Source organism: Syntrophorhabdaceae bacterium, from assembly GCA_035541755.1.
GTDB lineage: Bacteria > Desulfobacterota > Syntrophorhabdia > Syntrophorhabdales > Syntrophorhabdaceae > PNOF01.
Window position 1 is genome coordinate 41314 of record DATKMQ010000055.1, and the last position, 15216, is coordinate 56529.

Annotated in this window: 15 protein-coding genes; 5 read left to right on the forward strand and 10 right to left on the reverse strand. The window is 52.1% G+C overall.

All coding sequences use genetic code 11. The features are described from left to right. Window positions 1–127 precede the first annotated feature (127 nt). A complete protein-coding gene (locus VMT62_04745) occupies window positions 128–823 on the forward strand; it encodes a hypothetical protein (protein ID HVN95713.1) in 696 nt (231 codons plus the stop codon). Window positions 824–938: 115 nt separating this feature from the next. Here the strand turns inward: VMT62_04745 and VMT62_04750 are convergent, their stop codons facing one another. From VMT62_04750 to VMT62_04780, 7 genes are all read right to left on the reverse strand, one after another. Continuing rightward, complete coding sequence (locus VMT62_04750) at window positions 939–1361, reverse strand: hypothetical protein (GenBank protein ID HVN95714.1); 423 nt, start codon at window positions 1359–1361, stop codon at window positions 939–941. A gap of 286 nt (window positions 1362–1647) precedes the next feature. Next, window positions 1648–2298 carry a response regulator gene (locus tag VMT62_04755; protein HVN95715.1) on the reverse strand — a complete coding sequence of 217 codons (651 nt, stop codon included), beginning with the start codon at window positions 2296–2298 and terminating at the stop codon, window positions 1648–1650. A gap of 245 nt (window positions 2299–2543) precedes the next feature. After that, complete coding sequence (locus VMT62_04760; protein ID HVN95716.1) at window positions 2544–2921, reverse strand: hypothetical protein; 378 nt, start codon at window positions 2919–2921, stop codon at window positions 2544–2546. Between the two features lie 282 nt (window positions 2922–3203). Next, the gene (locus VMT62_04765; GenBank protein ID HVN95717.1) at window positions 3204–3470 is read right to left on the reverse strand and encodes a hypothetical protein; all 267 of its coding nucleotides are present in this window, start codon (window positions 3468–3470) and stop codon (window positions 3204–3206) included. 14 nt (window positions 3471–3484) lie between these two features. After that, complete coding sequence (locus VMT62_04770) at window positions 3485–4027, reverse strand: hemerythrin domain-containing protein (GenBank protein ID HVN95718.1); 543 nt, start codon at window positions 4025–4027, stop codon at window positions 3485–3487. Window positions 4028–4555: 528 nt separating this feature from the next. After that, the gene (locus tag VMT62_04775; protein ID HVN95719.1) at window positions 4556–8284 is read right to left on the reverse strand and encodes a PAS domain S-box protein; all 3729 of its coding nucleotides are present in this window, start codon (window positions 8282–8284) and stop codon (window positions 4556–4558) included. Window positions 8285–8732: 448 nt separating this feature from the next. Then, window positions 8733–8894 (reverse strand): hypothetical protein, encoded by a 162-nt coding sequence (locus tag VMT62_04780; protein ID HVN95720.1) that lies wholly within the window; start codon window positions 8892–8894, stop codon window positions 8733–8735. 161 nt (window positions 8895–9055) lie between these two features. Between VMT62_04780 and VMT62_04785 the strand changes: the two genes are divergently transcribed. The 4 genes from VMT62_04785 (at window position 9056) to VMT62_04800 (ending at window position 12635) form a co-directional block, all read left to right on the forward strand. Beyond that, a complete protein-coding gene (locus tag VMT62_04785; GenBank protein HVN95721.1) occupies window positions 9056–9187 on the forward strand; it encodes a hypothetical protein in 132 nt (43 codons plus the stop codon). A gap of 188 nt (window positions 9188–9375) precedes the next feature. Continuing rightward, entirely contained in the window at window positions 9376–10032 is a 657-nt protein-coding gene (locus tag VMT62_04790; GenBank protein ID HVN95722.1) for a DUF554 domain-containing protein, read from the forward strand. Between the two features lie 1341 nt (window positions 10033–11373). After that, complete coding sequence (locus VMT62_04795; GenBank protein HVN95723.1) at window positions 11374–11562, forward strand: hypothetical protein; 189 nt, start codon at window positions 11374–11376, stop codon at window positions 11560–11562. Between the two features lie 128 nt (window positions 11563–11690). Next, complete coding sequence (locus VMT62_04800; GenBank protein ID HVN95724.1) at window positions 11691–12635, forward strand: RNA polymerase factor sigma-32; 945 nt, start codon at window positions 11691–11693, stop codon at window positions 12633–12635. A 51-nt stretch (window positions 12636–12686) separates the two neighbouring features. Here the strand turns inward: VMT62_04800 and VMT62_04805 are convergent, their stop codons facing one another. From VMT62_04805 to VMT62_04815, 3 genes are read right to left on the reverse strand one after another with little or no spacing between them, the layout of a single operon-like run. Further along, entirely contained in the window at window positions 12687–13058 is a 372-nt protein-coding gene (locus VMT62_04805) for a cupredoxin domain-containing protein (protein ID HVN95725.1), read from the reverse strand. A gap of 8 nt (window positions 13059–13066) precedes the next feature. Then, complete coding sequence (locus VMT62_04810; GenBank protein ID HVN95726.1) at window positions 13067–13954, reverse strand: metallophosphoesterase; 888 nt, start codon at window positions 13952–13954, stop codon at window positions 13067–13069. A 52-nt stretch (window positions 13955–14006) separates the two neighbouring features. Continuing rightward, window positions 14007–15146: a CapA family protein gene (locus VMT62_04815; protein HVN95727.1), complete on the reverse strand. Its 1140-nt coding sequence runs from the start codon at window positions 15144–15146 to the stop codon at window positions 14007–14009. Window positions 15147–15216: the final 70 nt, after the last annotated feature.

Below are 15216 nucleotides of genomic sequence, written 5' to 3' on the forward strand. Positions count from 1 at the left end.
AAGCCAAACTATCTGTGAGGGTGGCACAGCAAGCCGACAGTTATCACTTGCTCGACCCTGATAGGGAGCTTCGAGATGGCCTGAGACTTTGGATAGCAAGATAAGCTTATCAAAAGGAGTGGGACGAATGAAGATGCTCAAAATGCTTTGCTTTGCAGCCTGCTTATTACTTGCGGTCTCTTTAGCCGCGACCACGGGCGAGGCAGCTCTTGTCGGGTCCCTACCGGGCGGCGCGACGGTGATCTCCATGCCTGAAGTGAATTACCAGGGCCAGGGCCCTCAGACTTTCGGCCCAGGGATCACGTGGAGCTCGACGAATACCCAGACTGCCCCCCCGAACGACTACAACTATCAATCAGTGTTTGGTTTTACCGGATATTATTACTACGGTAACAACGGCTATTGGAACGGGGCTCTCGGGCCTATGGCGGGCCTCAACGACGACAGTTATAGCTTTGACACGACAGACACCATGACCTTCGCGTTCACGACCCCCGTCCAGGGTGTAGGCGGATTTCTCAACTACTTCATGCCGGGAGGCCCCGGCGGCAGAAATCCGACAACGATAGCTGTCTATGACTCCTCGAACAACCTGATCGAGTCCTATACCCTGACTTTTGCGACGGGTGGAGGGGTCAACACCGGTGCGTTTTACGGATTCCTGGTGTCGAGCCCGAACATCTCCTATTTTACACTGACCGACAACGAAATTGGCATTGCCAACCTCACGGTCCTCGACTCTGTGCCAATTCCCGGCGCCCTTCTGCTTCTCGGTCCTGGGCTTGTCGGCCTTGGGGTCTTAAGAAGAAGGTTCGCACAGTAGTAGCTGTTATTTACCGCGCAATTGTCGCCACGGGCAGAGTCGAAAGGCTCTGCCCTTTCTTTGTATTCTCGCCTTAATCATTATTGATCCAATGGCAAAATATCGAACAAATCTTTCAAAACAAACGAGCAGCGCCTTCTTTGCGAAAAACGTATGGGAACGGGATTGCTATCAGGTCGCCGATAACATAAATGGCGAAAATTGCCACATGGAGCACTGCGTACGATGGAAATTTGCCCTCCAATAACAGACGCAGGATTACTCCAACGAACCACAGAACTTTGTACGTAAGCTGGAGCAGCAGCAAAGAGACAAACTTTAGGGGGGATTTAAGACCGAGGATGGACAGAAGTGCAAACGCCACGTATACACTCCCACAAATGCCAAAGACCACTGGATCCTGAATAGGCCAACCGTACGTGGAACGCATGAGATCGGGAATGATAATGATTCCTAAGCCCACACTGCCCGCGCCCACGATAGTCAGGATATACATGGCCCTGAGCCAACCCCACCGAACACGAGTATCTTCCGGCATGATGCACCCCCTTTTTATGTCTGATCCTAACTTATGTAACACTCATAGACGGATTGTCAACCTAAATCATGGGTGGACATTCAGGATGAACCGTATTGCAGAAGGTCTTGACAAGATCGGAGAGCCCATGAACTTGGGGGCGGGCTTGGGGAGGGATGATCGGCCCCAAGTTCATGAGACTACACCTGTAACGCAGGGCATTGGGAATATCATGAAAGAGTGAGGATTACCGATGACATGCCGGTTATGCAAGCCGGAGTGTGCATCAAGTCGCCATCTTTCGATGTTATTTTGCGTCCTGCTTGCGCATCCCTCTGATTTCGACAACAGTTTTCTGAAAACATTCAGGGCAGAGGCCATGGGTAAAGATGGCGTCGGTATGCTCACTTAAATAAGATTCCAGCTGGTCCCAGAAGCCCAGGTCATTGCGTATCTTCTTGCAGGATGAGCAGATCGGTATCAGGCCCTTCAGTACCTTAATCTCTGAGAGAGCGGCCCTCAGATACGAGACCGATTCCTGCAGCTCTCTCTCTTTCTCTCTTAAAGCGTCCTCAGCGATTTTGATTCGTTCCATGGCCTGAACCCTTGCCACAAGCTCCTTGTTGGAAATAGGTTTCGTGATATAGCCGTCCGCCCCTATATTGAGACCATCGGCTTGCCTTTCCGAGGACACATCGACACCGGACATGAGGATCACAAACGCGTCGGTCAAAGTGGGAGAAGACTTGACCTGTCTTAGGACCTCGATGCCGGATATATCGGGTAGCACAACATCCAACAGGAGCAAGGCAGGACGGCAGTCTTGCGCTGCATGGAGACATTCCTCCCCGCTCTTTGTCGGAAAGACATCGTAGCCTGCTCTTCGCAGAACAGAAGTCATCAAAGCGAGGTTATCCGGATCATCGTCGGTAATAAGTACCCTGAAATCCTTGCTCATTCGTTTCCTCCCTTATTATGTGTTGCTCTTCATACTTAATACCCCGTGGGCAGGATATCAAGAGGGTCAAGTTATGGCCGGTTTGTTCGGCCAGCAACGAAGTATCTGAAATATTTTGGGGAAGCTCGATCAGAGATCGCAACCAATCATGCCCGAGTACGCGATATTGGCCATGGGACTTTATTGCTGTGATTGCAGCCAGGAATCGTTACTTACAGAAATAACAGGTGAAACGATGCGTGTTTTCAGCTGGAAGGGAGCCAGTCCACGGCGGTCTTTCGTTCCGAGAAGACCTCGACCGTAAAGCCCCGGTTCCTGCACGCAGTCTGGTAGAAATAGGACGCCGGGTGTTCTTCCATGGCAGTCGGCATAACAAAGGCGATGTGACTTCTCCTGTTCGCTCCGAGGCTTTTATAGAGTTGCTCGGGCAGATTGAGCAGGTCGAGGGTGGTGGCGGAGAGCTCAGCGCCCGTTACGTCAATGAGGGTCCGTGTAACACCTGTTTCCTTCTCAAGAGAGATACGTTTGTGAGCGGCCTCTATCATTTCATCTGCGGTGATATAGCCACTGCATACCGCTTGAATGATGCCGGCCGAAGAATCACATTTTACATCACATCCCATAGGCGCTCCGATCTATTATGCTACATATGCTCAATCAGGCTGTCAATAGATTCAACCGGGTTCCTCATGGTCTCACTTTCGTTTGAGAAGATCGGGTGGAAAGATAATTGACAAAAAGAACAAAGGGCCAAGATGGACACCCGTTTCCCTCTTACGAGAGATGCGTTCGTGGGCGGCCTGCACTATTTCCTCTGCAGTGATAGAGCCCGCGCGCGCAACTTCCAAAATGCCGGCTAGAGAATCCTTTTTTGGCCTGTAGGACAGGGTAGAGCCGGTCCTGAACTATGGGTGGTCAAACACCATTTGCTTGACCTCTACACCGACAACCTTGCCCAATTTCTGCGTGAACTTCTTGAACGTGGCATCAGTTCCAACAAATTCGATCACGAGAAGCCCGTTTGGCCCTTCGCCCGCGACGCTCAGCTCGTGCAAACCTAAGCGGGTCTTAATATTTCCACCAAATTCGGTGAGAATCTGTTGTACTTCTAATGCGTGCTTTAACCGCTCAGTGATATGAACGCCGCAAATGAGATGTTTTGATCGTGCCATACTCTTATCCCTCCTTATGGGAACTGTGTGGTCAGTTCGCTGACCACGGCCTTATATTTGTCATGAATCATTTTTCTATCAAACTCATAGAATTCCTCAAGCATCTTCTGATCCTCTTGATCGGATAAGTAGGCCCGGGAAGCAGGAAAGAACACCTGGTCTTCCTTGTTGATGTGCCCGGGATAAAAATCGACGAGTGTTCTTAAGCAGGATGTAACTTCCCCAAGCGCTTTCGTGTCTTTATTCCGGTACCTCGTGTTGGCTTCTACGAGCTTCTTCGTAGTAGCACGACTGAAAATGTGTTGCTCAATGAGGTCTTCCATAAGCTTACGGTCTTCGCCGGACATATTTTTTGCCCGAAGATATCTAAAGAGGATATCTTCTTCTTTCCCATGGTGGGTACGATCGGCGTATACCCGAATGAAGTCCACGGCTGTATCCACAAAGTAGGGATCAATGGACTGTGTCTTTTCAACACGCACCAGGACGCGCCCGATTGTGTTCAGCATTTTTTCAATCAGGCGGTGTTCTATCATGAGTGGGCCGCGGGCTTGCATGTCGTGCCTCCTTTGCGTTGTCCCTGACGAATTCATGCCAGGGCGTCTATATGGTGTTCGAAAACTGGTTATCAGGTTCTTGTCCCGTAGTATTTGCTCTGCTTGATCTCCATTCTCCGCGGTGAGCCCGATGTTGATGCGCTGGTTTTTTAGAATAGCAAAAAAAGTCTGTCTCGTTTTTGGCCGTTTGAAGTCCAGAGGAAACCAGGTCTTAAACCTTTCCATCCTAAGCAATCTCCACTTTTGCGTTCCATAGAGTCGGAGGTTTCACCGTAATTCGTTCAATGTCCGCCAGACCTACAACTTTTTTTCGTCCTGTGGGGAAATAGCAGTGTTCGAAGATTGTTTGATTGTCTGTTATGGCAACAGGCGCATCTGAGTGAAGTGTAGCTGCGGCCATCATCTCGCTATTTCGCTCACAGGCTTTTTCTCACGTTCTTGTTATCATACTTGCTGTCTTAAGAAATCACAACAGATAATTGATCGATCAAATCGTTTCACAATTTTATGGCCTGCCTCTACGCGCGGTCATACGCAGGTGCCGGTATCCAGGGCCTTTTTTACCGCTACCGCCAGGTCCTGCTTAGAGAGCGGCTTCATGAGGAACTGCTTGATCCCCGCTGCCCTGACGCTTACCGGATTCACGCCGTCGCTATGGCCTGTGCAAAGGATGATCGGCAGGTCGGAACGAATGAGGAGCATCTCTGATGCGAGCCGCATACCGGTGAGCTCAGGCATGGTCTGGTCGGTAATAACAAGGTCGAAGTCGGAGGGATGATCGTGAAAGAGCTTCAGAGCTTCCGAACTGTTTGTCACGGACGCGACCGTATAGCCCAGCCTCTCGAGGATCCCCTGGCCCAGTTCGGCAAGCATCTGTTCGTCGTCCACGAAGAGGATCCTTCCATGCCCTGTGGGCATTGCAGCCGGCATCGAGTCTTCAGGCTGCTCATCTGTTTCTGCCTTAGGGAAAAGAATCCGGAAGACAGAACCCGCGTTGGGCCTACTCTCAACGGTGATATCCCCGTGCAAGCTTTTGACGATGCCGTAGACCACGGCAAGACCCATGCCCGTGCCCTGGCCCGGTTCCTTGGTGGTAAAGAACGGCTCGAAGATCCTCTTTTGCACCTCCGTATCCATGCCTACCCCCGTATCCTCTACGGCAAGTTGAACGTAAGGGCCCACTTCAAACAGGGTTATTCCCAATCTTCCGCCTGTCTCTCTCATGGCATAGGCGGCGTTCGTCGCAAGGTTCATGATGATTTGCTGGATGCCCGTGGCATTGGCGAGGACCGTGTGGGATTTTGCCCCGGTGTCGAGGTCTATCTGGATGGTGGATGGTATCGTGGCCCGAAGGAGTTTGACCGTCTCTTTGATGATGGGAGGCAGTGGGATGGCCTTTATCTCATACGAGTCTCTCCGGCTAAAAGAGAGCATTTGCCTAATAAGGTCACGCGCCCTGAAGCCGCTTTTCAGCACGAGCTCCAGATGGCGCTGTGCCGGATTGTCAGGAGGGATGTCGTCAAGCGACATCTCGGTGAAGCCGATCATGCCGGCGAGGATGTTGTTGAAGTCGTGGGCGATGCCTCCTGTCAGGGTACCGATGGCCTCCATTTTTTGGGCCTCGCGGAGCTGGTCTTCGAGCAAGCGTTTTTCCGAGACGTCGTGTACGGTTGCCACGTATGATCCAATGACCCCTTGCTCGTCCCTTACCGGTGAGACGGTCATTTCCGCGAGGATTTCGGAACCGTCCCTGCACCGTAGAGGATAGTCTCCGGACCAGGCCTTACCTTTTGCAATCTCGCTACGAACGGATTCGTAGAAATCTTCTCCGCGACGGTCGCTTCTCAGTCTCCTTGGATCCCCATCGATTAGTTCGACAGAGGCATACCCCGAAAGGCGCTCGACAGAAGGATTCGCGTAGAGGATCTTTGAAAGGGATTGATCGAGGACGAGAACACCTTCTGCAGACTGTTCTATCGCCGTTATGAGCCGCCGCCGCTCCTCAAGCTCCTTCTCAAGCCTTTCGTATGACTTGCTGAGCTCAAGGGTTCGTTCCTCGACACAGACCTCCAGCTCATCACGGGCCTTGCGGATCGCTTCCTCGGCGTGCCATCGCTCTATAATGTCTAGCGCCTGACGCGCGAGGATGTCGAGCAACCCGAGGGTCCTCTCGTCAGGCCGATGCGGTTTTTTGAAGTGTGTTGAGAACATGCCGACGGGTTCTCCCGAGCGGCTAATGAGGGGAGTGCACTGAACGGCGTGTACCCCGGCCTTAAGCTGGATATCGAGAGCAGGGGTGCCGACAAAAATCGGGCTTTGCTCCACGTCCTCGATGATAACCCGCTCGCCCCTTTCAAGGGCAGTGCCGCACGCGCCGTGTCCCTTAGAGACGCTCTCCCAGTAGTCGATCCACCACTCTGGAAAACCCCTGTGGGCAACGATCTTCAAGGTGGAGGTTTCTGCGTCCATGAGCTGGATATTGCCGAAGTCGGCGCCGGAGATGGCAATAGCCGCATCGACTATTTCATCGAGGACCGGTTGCAGATTCCCCTCTCGCAAAAACAGCGTGCCTATCCGTTGCAGCCTTGTCATTGCATCCAGGTCAAAAGCGAGTTGATCCTTTGCTTGCAAAAGATCTGTCTCGACGCGCCTGCGCTCGGTAACATCCATAAGGATAACGGCAAACTGCATGGGAGCCGGACGATAAGCCAGAACTTCGAAGTAGCGCGCAAGCGTCGGGGCATAATTTACAAATTGCACCGGCTGTCCGGTCAAAGCAACCTTGCTATAGATCTCGAGCCAACTGGTATCATCTCCGGGGAGAACTTCGTTATGTGTCTTGCCCACCACGGTCTTTCTACTAAGTCCGGTCAGACGCTCAAACGCCGGATTAACGTCGAGAAAACGCCAATCAACAGGTTTGCCGGATTCATCGAGAAGCAGTTCATGGATGGCAAAGCCCTCGTTCATGCCCGTAAACAGGGTGTGATACCGCTCCTCACTTTTCTGCAGTGCCAGCGCCACGGATTCCCGTTCGGCTGACAACAGGGCGTGCGCCTCTGCCGCCGAGGCGCGAGCCGTGGCCCGACGCATGGCGTTAGCTACCCAAACGACCATCACACCGGACAAAAAGAAGACGAACAATGCTAACCAGTCGGCCGTATGCGCTATGGTGAGCTGACCTACCGGCTCTACCCACAGGTAATTGGCTAATAGGACGGAGAGGCCGACCGCAACGAGCCCGGAGCGCATACCCCCATAAATCGCCGCGCAAACCACGGCGGGAAAGAATATGACATAGGGGGCTCTCAAGCCCATTGCCCCCAAAAAGGTGAGGCGTAGTGCAGCCGCGGCCAAAACGAGCGCCACGGCGACAGCGCCCCGGTAATAGGCGGAGCGCGGGAGTTTTTCCGGCGCGGGAAGAAGAGTTAAACGCGACTCGCTGAGCGAGGCAATGGCAGAGAGCAACAGATAGACGCCGCCCAGCCACTGCGCGGAGCGGGAAAGCCAGTTGACTACGCTCCCGAGGGAGAGCTGAATCATGATACCGAAGAGCCCCACGGAAAGTAGAAGCAGAGCCATCGCGTACCAGGAGGTAAACGCCGATTTCTTTCCATCGCCGGAGAGCGAAAGACCGGCGGAAAGGGCGAACGCCAGGATTGCCGAGACGAGCACCCAGTAACGTACCGGCGTACCTCCCTGTCCTGTGATAAAAAAGACAGGCAGCCAGTTGGCAAGCGTGGCCTGCGTGACGAGCCAGAGTACTACCATGCTTGCCGTCCAGCCTATAACCAGGAGCAGGGTTCGGGAGCGAAGCGCCCGTTGTGGCCTGAGTAAAAGGGTGGCGCTTAGAAGAAGGCACAACCCGGCGAGCAGGATGCCCACGTTATAGATGGTCACGACGGCATTCACGTCGCCGCGGGAGAAGGCATCACCCACAGTCCCTGCGAGGCCCCATATGACGAGTCCACATTCCAAAAATAGTAGCCCGGGGCTGCCGGAGGCCAAAAAACTCCGTGCCACAAGAAAAAGGGCGCCCAGGGAGACCAGAATGTAGAAAACAAAGCCCAAAAGGAGTGTCAGGGTCTCGGCCCGGTGAGATTCGTTGAAACCGATAAGCCTTGCGGCGACGATCGCCATCAAGAGCAATGGAACGGGCAGCCAGGCGATGCGTATGATCTTCGCGGACCTCAAGACCTGGGTCGCTTCATGCGGGTCGTTGGAATGTGCATCCAAAGGGGCAGCCTGTTCGCTCATGAAAATTCCTCATCTTCTGTTCTTTGGACCAGCGAATCCGGTTCGGGTAGCCCTGGATACGCGCACGATACCTCTTCGCGCAAAAGTAGCCGCGCAGGGTCGAGGACGATTGCGATGGAGTGCTTTATGTAAGTGACCACGTTCACCACGATAGGACAATGCAATATCTTTTTGCAAATATATTATCGTTTTCTTGGCATTGCAAGAGGAATTAGCTCGGGCCCCACAGGTATTTCGATCTTTATGCAAGTGCTCAGAACCTCCGTCAATGGGCGCAGGCGGGGGCCTTGGTGCGTTGTCCTGACATAGAGATAAGGATGCGATGGAAAATAATGGACAAGAAAGAGTCAAAGCGCGAAGATTGAAAGAAAAGTGTTGGGGAAATAGGGCGCTAAAAATCTGTAGGGAGTGCGGAGAGGAAACAGACCGCAATCAATAACAAGGAGGTTCACATGCCTTTCTGGTTCAAGATAGCGATAGTATGGTTTATCTTGCTGTTGCTCACAGGATTTCTCAGGCGTAAATCGATGCCGAGGACGATACTTGTCATCTCGGCTCTGCCAAAAGAGAAAAAAGACAAATTCCTTCGCAGATATTCGCTTGCGGTCATATGCCAGAAAATCCTCCTCTTCATTTTTCCATTGGTTTCATGTATCAGTTTGTACTCCCTCTATGTTTCCGCTTCCGGATATTTCGTCTATGCTACAATAACCTTTATATTGGTCTATTTACTTTTGCTTGATGACTACACGTACAGGAGAGGAATTCTCAATGCAATCAGAACCAAAGAGGATCATTCGCAAGCCTCCGAAGCATAACGAGGGACAGGACGGTTTCCTTCTTGGGCCGCACTGCATCGCGGCGATACGCTTCAATAAGGGAAACGGGCTTAAATGCCCGTAGCCGAACAGTTCTGGTGCTGTGATTCAGCAATACTACTTCTTGCGCGTCTGCCATCTTTAGAGTTTATTCTTCCCTCTTATTTGTGTAAAATGAGAAAAGCTTAAAAGGTGTACCGCTGGTGCACACAATACGCGGTACGGGCGAGCGCCAGATTAATCGAAAGGAGCTCTATTCTGAAGGGAACTATTGTGAATGCCGCCGCCATCGTAGCGGGTGGTCTCGTCGGCGTGTTAGCCGGGTATAGACTGCCCGAGCGTGTGAAGACCATTCTCATGCAGGCGCTCGGGTTATCAACATTGCTTATCGGCCTGCAAATGGCCCTTTCTGCTTCCAGTGTGATTCCCACGATCGGCTGCCTTCTTTTAGGAGCACTGACCGGAGAACTGGCTAGAATTGAAACGGGTCTTGAACGCTTTGGCCTGTGGGTGAGGGATCGGAGCCGTTCTGATTCCTCCACATTCGTGGAAGGTTTCGTCACGAGTTCATTGCTTTATTGCACAGGCGCCATGGTCATCGTCGGCTCCATCCAGGACGGAACAACGGGGAACGCGACCACATTGTACGTGAAAGCAATGCTGGACGGCGTGGCATCCGCTGCACTTGCATCTACCCTCGGTACCGGTGTGATATTTTCTGCCGCAAGTGTCTTTATAGTCCAGGGGACCATAACGATGGCGGCCTCGAGACTTGTTTTTCTGCAGTCGCCTGTGGTTTTGAGCGCTGTCACGGCAACGGGTGGTCTTCTCATCGTGGCTATAGGGATCAACCTTCTTAGCACCGCTAAGATCCGTATCGGCAACCTGCTACCGGCCCTCGTATATGCCGTCATCTGGGCGCTGCTCTGATATTAGTTCCCACTTCTTTGCCCGGCTAATCGAGATGAGAGCGGCACGGTTCTATAGGACGTATTCATGACCGTTCGTATTTTCAATCTTCGTGTGGGGGGATCGGCCGGGGCATATGCTTACGAGAAAATTTTCTCTTTTGTGACGCAGGTCATTTCATTTACTTGACGAGGATGATAGAGTTACCAGGACACGACGTACTACCCCCCAAGCCTCCTTTCTTAATCCACCGGTCTCGCACAGGCCGGTGGTCTATCCAAAAAGCGATTCGGCATTGAGATGGTGTTGTAATCCCTCCTCAAGAACCAAGCCACGTCTATTTTTTGGGACACGAGCAGGACACCAGTCGGCGTCCGCATCGGGGGCACCTTTCGATATAGCACCCTGCGTGGTGGAATCCCCCTGGCGTTGCGTGACATACCGGGCATCGATTGTTTTCATCGTCGGGGTAGGGCAGGCGGGGGAGAGAGACTTCATCCTGGTATTCAACCTGCTGCCAAAGACATGTTGTCGTATGTGAATCATCAGTATCTCTGCTGCACCATTTGCACGTCGTCATCTGTCATCGCCTCTTCAAAGCCGTGGGGTGGGTGTTCATCTGCCGTTATAGATCAATGGATTAAGCAGGCTTTCATACATGCAAACGTAATGCTTAACTTTCATGCGGTCAAACCCATGGCGGATGAAAAAGGCGGCTACACGCAATCCGTTGAGGTAATGTTGAACCAATCTTATGATGACATATATTAGTTTTTGGTTCATCCTGACGCTTTATACGCATCCGGTATGCCGCGATCCAGGCTGATTGGAAAAGTCAGGATTATTATATTGTTAGGTGCACAAAGGACGAATAGTGTGCATCAGGAATAGCTACAATCGTCGTAGGAGGGTCTACTGGAATCGAAGCTTAGAGCCAGGGTGTCCCCCTCCCGCAATGACGAGTATCTGGCAAGGATAGCGAGTGAGCTCCACCGTGATGGTTGAGCGCCGTTCTTTCGGCTCACGGAAGAGAATAAAGAGAGCCGGAATCGCGGCGATTCATCAAAAAATGTCTTGTCCAAGAAGACAAAGTCTTGTCCCGCGGAAGGATTTTTTAACAAAGACAATACTTTTCTTACTATCCATGTCTTTTCCCATCCTCTCATAACGACCAGTAACACTCCGGAATATAAGGATAATCTTAATTTGGCGGCACGTCATCCTTTACTGGCATGTTTCTTGATATATGAAAATCCTATCTGACAACGAATACCGCAGGATGAGGCATCGAAGGTCAGATGTCACAGACGAGTGTGCATGATGACTCGCCTGGGGCTAACGGAAAAGAAGGAGGTACCGGACATGGGATTCTTAATGACACAGGCACAACCTTCGATTGTGGCGCGAGCCATGTCCGACGGCGATCTCAAAGACAAGCTTAGTTTTACGGATAGGGCTGAGAGGAGCCTGTCCGAGGCTCTGCTGTTCACGCTTTCCGTTGTCCTTCATCTTTCTCATTCGCTCGGGGGAGAGCATGGTGCTGCGCGATAAAGCGAGGGTCAGAAACTCAAAACAAAATGTTTTCGATTGGTTCAGGCAGGATCAGGTGGGGCTGTCGGCACTTCAGATAGGTTAATACACGACGGCCGGTGGAATTCAAATCAGAGGAGGGTAATGCCGTGTTTGAAGAGACGAATTCGTATGAAGAAAAAGAATCAGAATCCATGGAAGAGAGCGATCTACCTCTTCATTTTGACACGTTTAAGAAATACCTTGCGGAGATACGAAAATATCCCGTGTTGACGAGAGAGGAAGAAAGCAAGGTTTCCCGCCTTATCTTTGATCACCAGGATCTGACGGCAGCCCAGAAACTGACCGTGTCGAACCTGAGGATCGTGGTGAAGATCGCCCTGGAATACCATAATACTTACCTTAATATTCTCGACCTTATTCAGGAAGGCAACGTAGGCCTGCTTCACGCGGTCAAAAAGTATAACCCTCACAAGGGAACCAAATTTTCTACCTACGCTTCGTTCTGGATCAGGGCATATATTCTCAAGCACATTATGGATTCGTGGAGCCTGGTGAAGGTCGGTACCACACAGGGCCAGAGAAAGCTCTTTTACAGGTTAAATAGTGAAAAGCAGAGACTCGAGGCGCTCGGCATATATCCCACGCCAAAACTCCTGGCAAGCAACTTTGGTTTGAAAGAACGTGAAGTGGAGGACATGGAAAAGAGGCTTTCTTATAATGACATAGCCCTGGACGTACCGGTCTACGATGGCAGCGACGAAACGCTTATGGATAGGATGTGCTCTGATCAGGATGTGGAAGAGATAGTGTCTGAGCGTCATAAATCGGCGGTGTTATCTAGAATGATGAAGGAATTCAAAGCTACCCTGGATGACAGGGACCGCTATATCTTCGATCATCGCATCGTGGCCGAGGAGCCTCTTTCGCTCCAGGAAATAGGTGATACCTGCCGCATATCTCGCGAACGGGTAAGGCAGGTAGAGACGAGGATAATCAAAAGGTTCAGGAATCATTTCCAGGGGAACCTTGCGGATCTCGGCCTGCAAACAAGCGTCGGGGGTATGAGGATGGCCCAACAACGAGCCATGTGACCCCCCGAGGTACATCCGCTCTGCGTGAGGAGCATTTGGCCTTCCTAGCAGTTATTTTACGGTAATGGTTGCCGTCATTCCTTCGTGGCCGCTTCCGCAGAAGTCGTCACAGTGACAGGGGAACACGCCGGTTGTTGCGGGTGTGAAACGGATGGTGGCGACTTTGCCCGGCTCGATGTCGGTCCTGATTCCGAGGTCGGGACAGTTGAATCCATGGAGCACGTCCGCGGAGGTAAATTCCAGCACATAAGACATGCCCTTGCTGAGGATGATATTGTTCGGAGTGTAGAAGAATCTTTGGGCTGTGATTCGAACCGTTTGTTCGGTTTCCTGGGCAAAGAGCTGACCTGTGGGGAAACCCGCCGCAAGAATTGCCAGCAGAGTGAGCGTACCGATGAGTCTTGACGCGCGTCTTTCTGTCATATGCACCTCTAAATCACGGGAAGTTCCGTAAGCGTGTACTCGCCTTTCTTGTTTTCCACGGTTACCCGGCGGAATCCTAATCCCCGGTACGGATGAGAAGTATCCCAGGGCACGGGGGCTTTTTTCGGAACCGACGCCGCGACGGGAAGGGGATACATGAGTCCGCGTGCGGCGTGGTGCGCGATATGTCCTGTCTTTTGATGGTGTTCCTGATGAATGTGTCCGTACAGAACCGTCACATCTTCATACGGCATGAAAAGATCAATCGCTTTGGCCCCGTCGCGTGTGGCCCAATCCCACGCCGGATAGAGGTCAAACAGGGGCCGATGGGTGAGAATCACGATCCGGGCCGCCTTATCCTGCTTCTTGAGGTCTGAAGCCAGCCACTCGAGCTGTGCGTCTCCGATCACGGCCCGCGGATCTGAAACGTTGTCTATGGCGATAAAATGCACACCTTTATGGTCGAATGAGTAATGTGTTTCCACGAAGAACTCACGATATGCCTCGCCCGCATCCAGGGCAGCATCATGCTCTCCGGCAAGGAATTTCAGATTCTTAACCTTCAGGTCCTTGACGATGTTGCGGAATTCGCCGAGCCGCTCCCTGCGCTCCTTCGGGTCATCGGTGGTATGTGTCAGATCCCCCGTGAAAACGATAAAATCGGGCTCCTGTTTCCAGCTGTTGATGAGCGCCACTGCCTTGCGGAGTGTGCCCGCGTAATCGAGGTTGACCGCAGGGTCATTGAATCCCCAATGCGTGTCCGATAGTTGAACGAAGACGAAACCGCCGTTACTTTCGCCGGCAGCGGCCGAATACCCGAATTTGCTGAGGCCCCCCATCACAAAAACGGCGCCCCCTAACCCTGCCAGCTTAAGAAAATCCCTTCTGTCCATCATGCTCATAGCGCACCTCTTATGGAAATATGGGCACAATTGAAGGGATGTCAAGTTACCGTTCTGAATTCTGAGTGAAGGAGGAGGGCTTTTGCCGGGCAGGCAGAAGGGCGCCCGACCGTTCGTCAACAACGAGTACGCCGTTTTTGATATCTGCTGCCGTAAGCTGCTTGAGCAGCACCGCGCCCTGGTGTCCGGGGTCGATCTGAGGGATGCCATCTTTAGTGAGTTTGATCGAAACAGCCCTTCCTCCGATGAAGTCACCGCTTGAGGAATCTATCCTGAGTGTGAGAATAATACTGAGACCGTTCACCCCTCTCACGTTGAACATCTTGTAGGTGAGGAAGTTACCCAGGCTGTAAACGATGAGCTTACCCCTATGGACCTCCAGTGCCCTGAGCACGTGAGGCCCATGACCCAGGACAAGATCGGCGCCGGCATCGATGACCGATCGGGAGAACTTCACGACGTTTCCCCGGTGCTCACCCAGGAACTTCTCGTTCACATCCAGTGTGTGCATCGCCGATCTTCCTTCGTTTCCACCGTGAAAGGAGACGATGACGATATCGTTTTCCTGTTTAAGCCCTTTGACAATCTGTTTTGCCGTGTCAACATCGAGCATGGAATACGCATAATCGCTTAACGTGAAGGAGAAGGAAACCACGGCCACCCGCCTCCCTTTTTTAAGCATCCGGGCGATGGTGGCGCCGCCTGCGGGTTCTATGCCCACCGCTCTCAACGTATTGACAGTACTTTCTACGCCTGACACTCCACAATCAAACGTATGGTTGTTGGCGATGTTTACCACGTTGAAGCCGGCGTCTTTCAGGTGGTCCGCATATCTGGTGGGTGTGATAAACTCATAGCACTGGGGCAATTTCCTCGTGCATTTTTCCGGAACACCGTGATCAACCAGAGGGCCTTCGAGATTGCCGAAGATGATGTCGCCCGTTTTAAGGTTTTCAAGAACGGCGTCGAAGATTCCCTTGCCGTCTTCCGGGGGAAGCTTGTTGACCGGGTGCACAGACCCCATCATGATGTCGCCCACGGCCACGATCACAAGCTGATCGTCTTCTTGTGCTTGAGAGGGGACGGATTGAGGCTCAAAAGTCTCGGCACGCACATAACTTGAAAGAAGAGCCAGCCACAGGGCCGATGTTATCGTCGCCGATAGTAAGCTCCTTCGTCTATGCATCCCTTGACCCGAGGTGAATAGTATGAACGACTGATCTTTTTACCACGTTATGGAACAAACATAAAGAGAT

Coding starts and splice junctions, on each gene's coding strand:
- VMT62_04745 (HVN95713.1), top strand. CDS start 128: ATGAAGATGCTCAAAATGCTTTGCTTTGCAGCCTGCTTATTACTTGCG.
- VMT62_04750 (HVN95714.1), bottom strand. CDS start 1,361: ATGCCGGAAGATACTCGTGTTCGGTGGGGTTGGCTCAGGGCCATGTAT.
- VMT62_04755 (HVN95715.1), bottom strand. CDS start 2,298: ATGAGCAAGGATTTCAGGGTACTTATTACCGACGATGATCCGGATAAC.
- VMT62_04760 (HVN95716.1), bottom strand. CDS start 2,921: ATGGGATGTGATGTAAAATGTGATTCTTCGGCCGGCATCATTCAAGCG.
- VMT62_04765 (HVN95717.1), bottom strand. CDS start 3,470: ATGGCACGATCAAAACATCTCATTTGCGGCGTTCATATCACTGAGCGG.
- VMT62_04770 (HVN95718.1), bottom strand. CDS start 4,027: ATGCAAGCCCGCGGCCCACTCATGATAGAACACCGCCTGATTGAAAAA.
- VMT62_04775 (HVN95719.1), bottom strand. CDS start 8,284: ATGAGCGAACAGGCTGCCCCTTTGGATGCACATTCCAACGACCCGCAT.
- VMT62_04780 (HVN95720.1), bottom strand. CDS start 8,894: ATGACCGCAAGCGAATATCTGCGAAGGAATTTGTCTTTTTTCTCTTTT.
- VMT62_04785 (HVN95721.1), top strand. CDS start 9,056: ATGCAATCAGAACCAAAGAGGATCATTCGCAAGCCTCCGAAGCATAAC.
- VMT62_04795 (HVN95723.1), top strand. CDS start 11,374: ATGGGATTCTTAATGACACAGGCACAACCTTCGATTGTGGCGCGAGCC.
- VMT62_04805 (HVN95725.1), bottom strand. CDS start 13,058: ATGACAGAAAGACGCGCGTCAAGACTCATCGGTACGCTCACTCTGCTG.
- VMT62_04810 (HVN95726.1), bottom strand. CDS start 13,954: ATGATGGACAGAAGGGATTTTCTTAAGCTGGCAGGGTTAGGGGGCGCC.
- VMT62_04815 (HVN95727.1), bottom strand. CDS start 15,146: ATGCATAGACGAAGGAGCTTACTATCGGCGACGATAACATCGGCCCTG.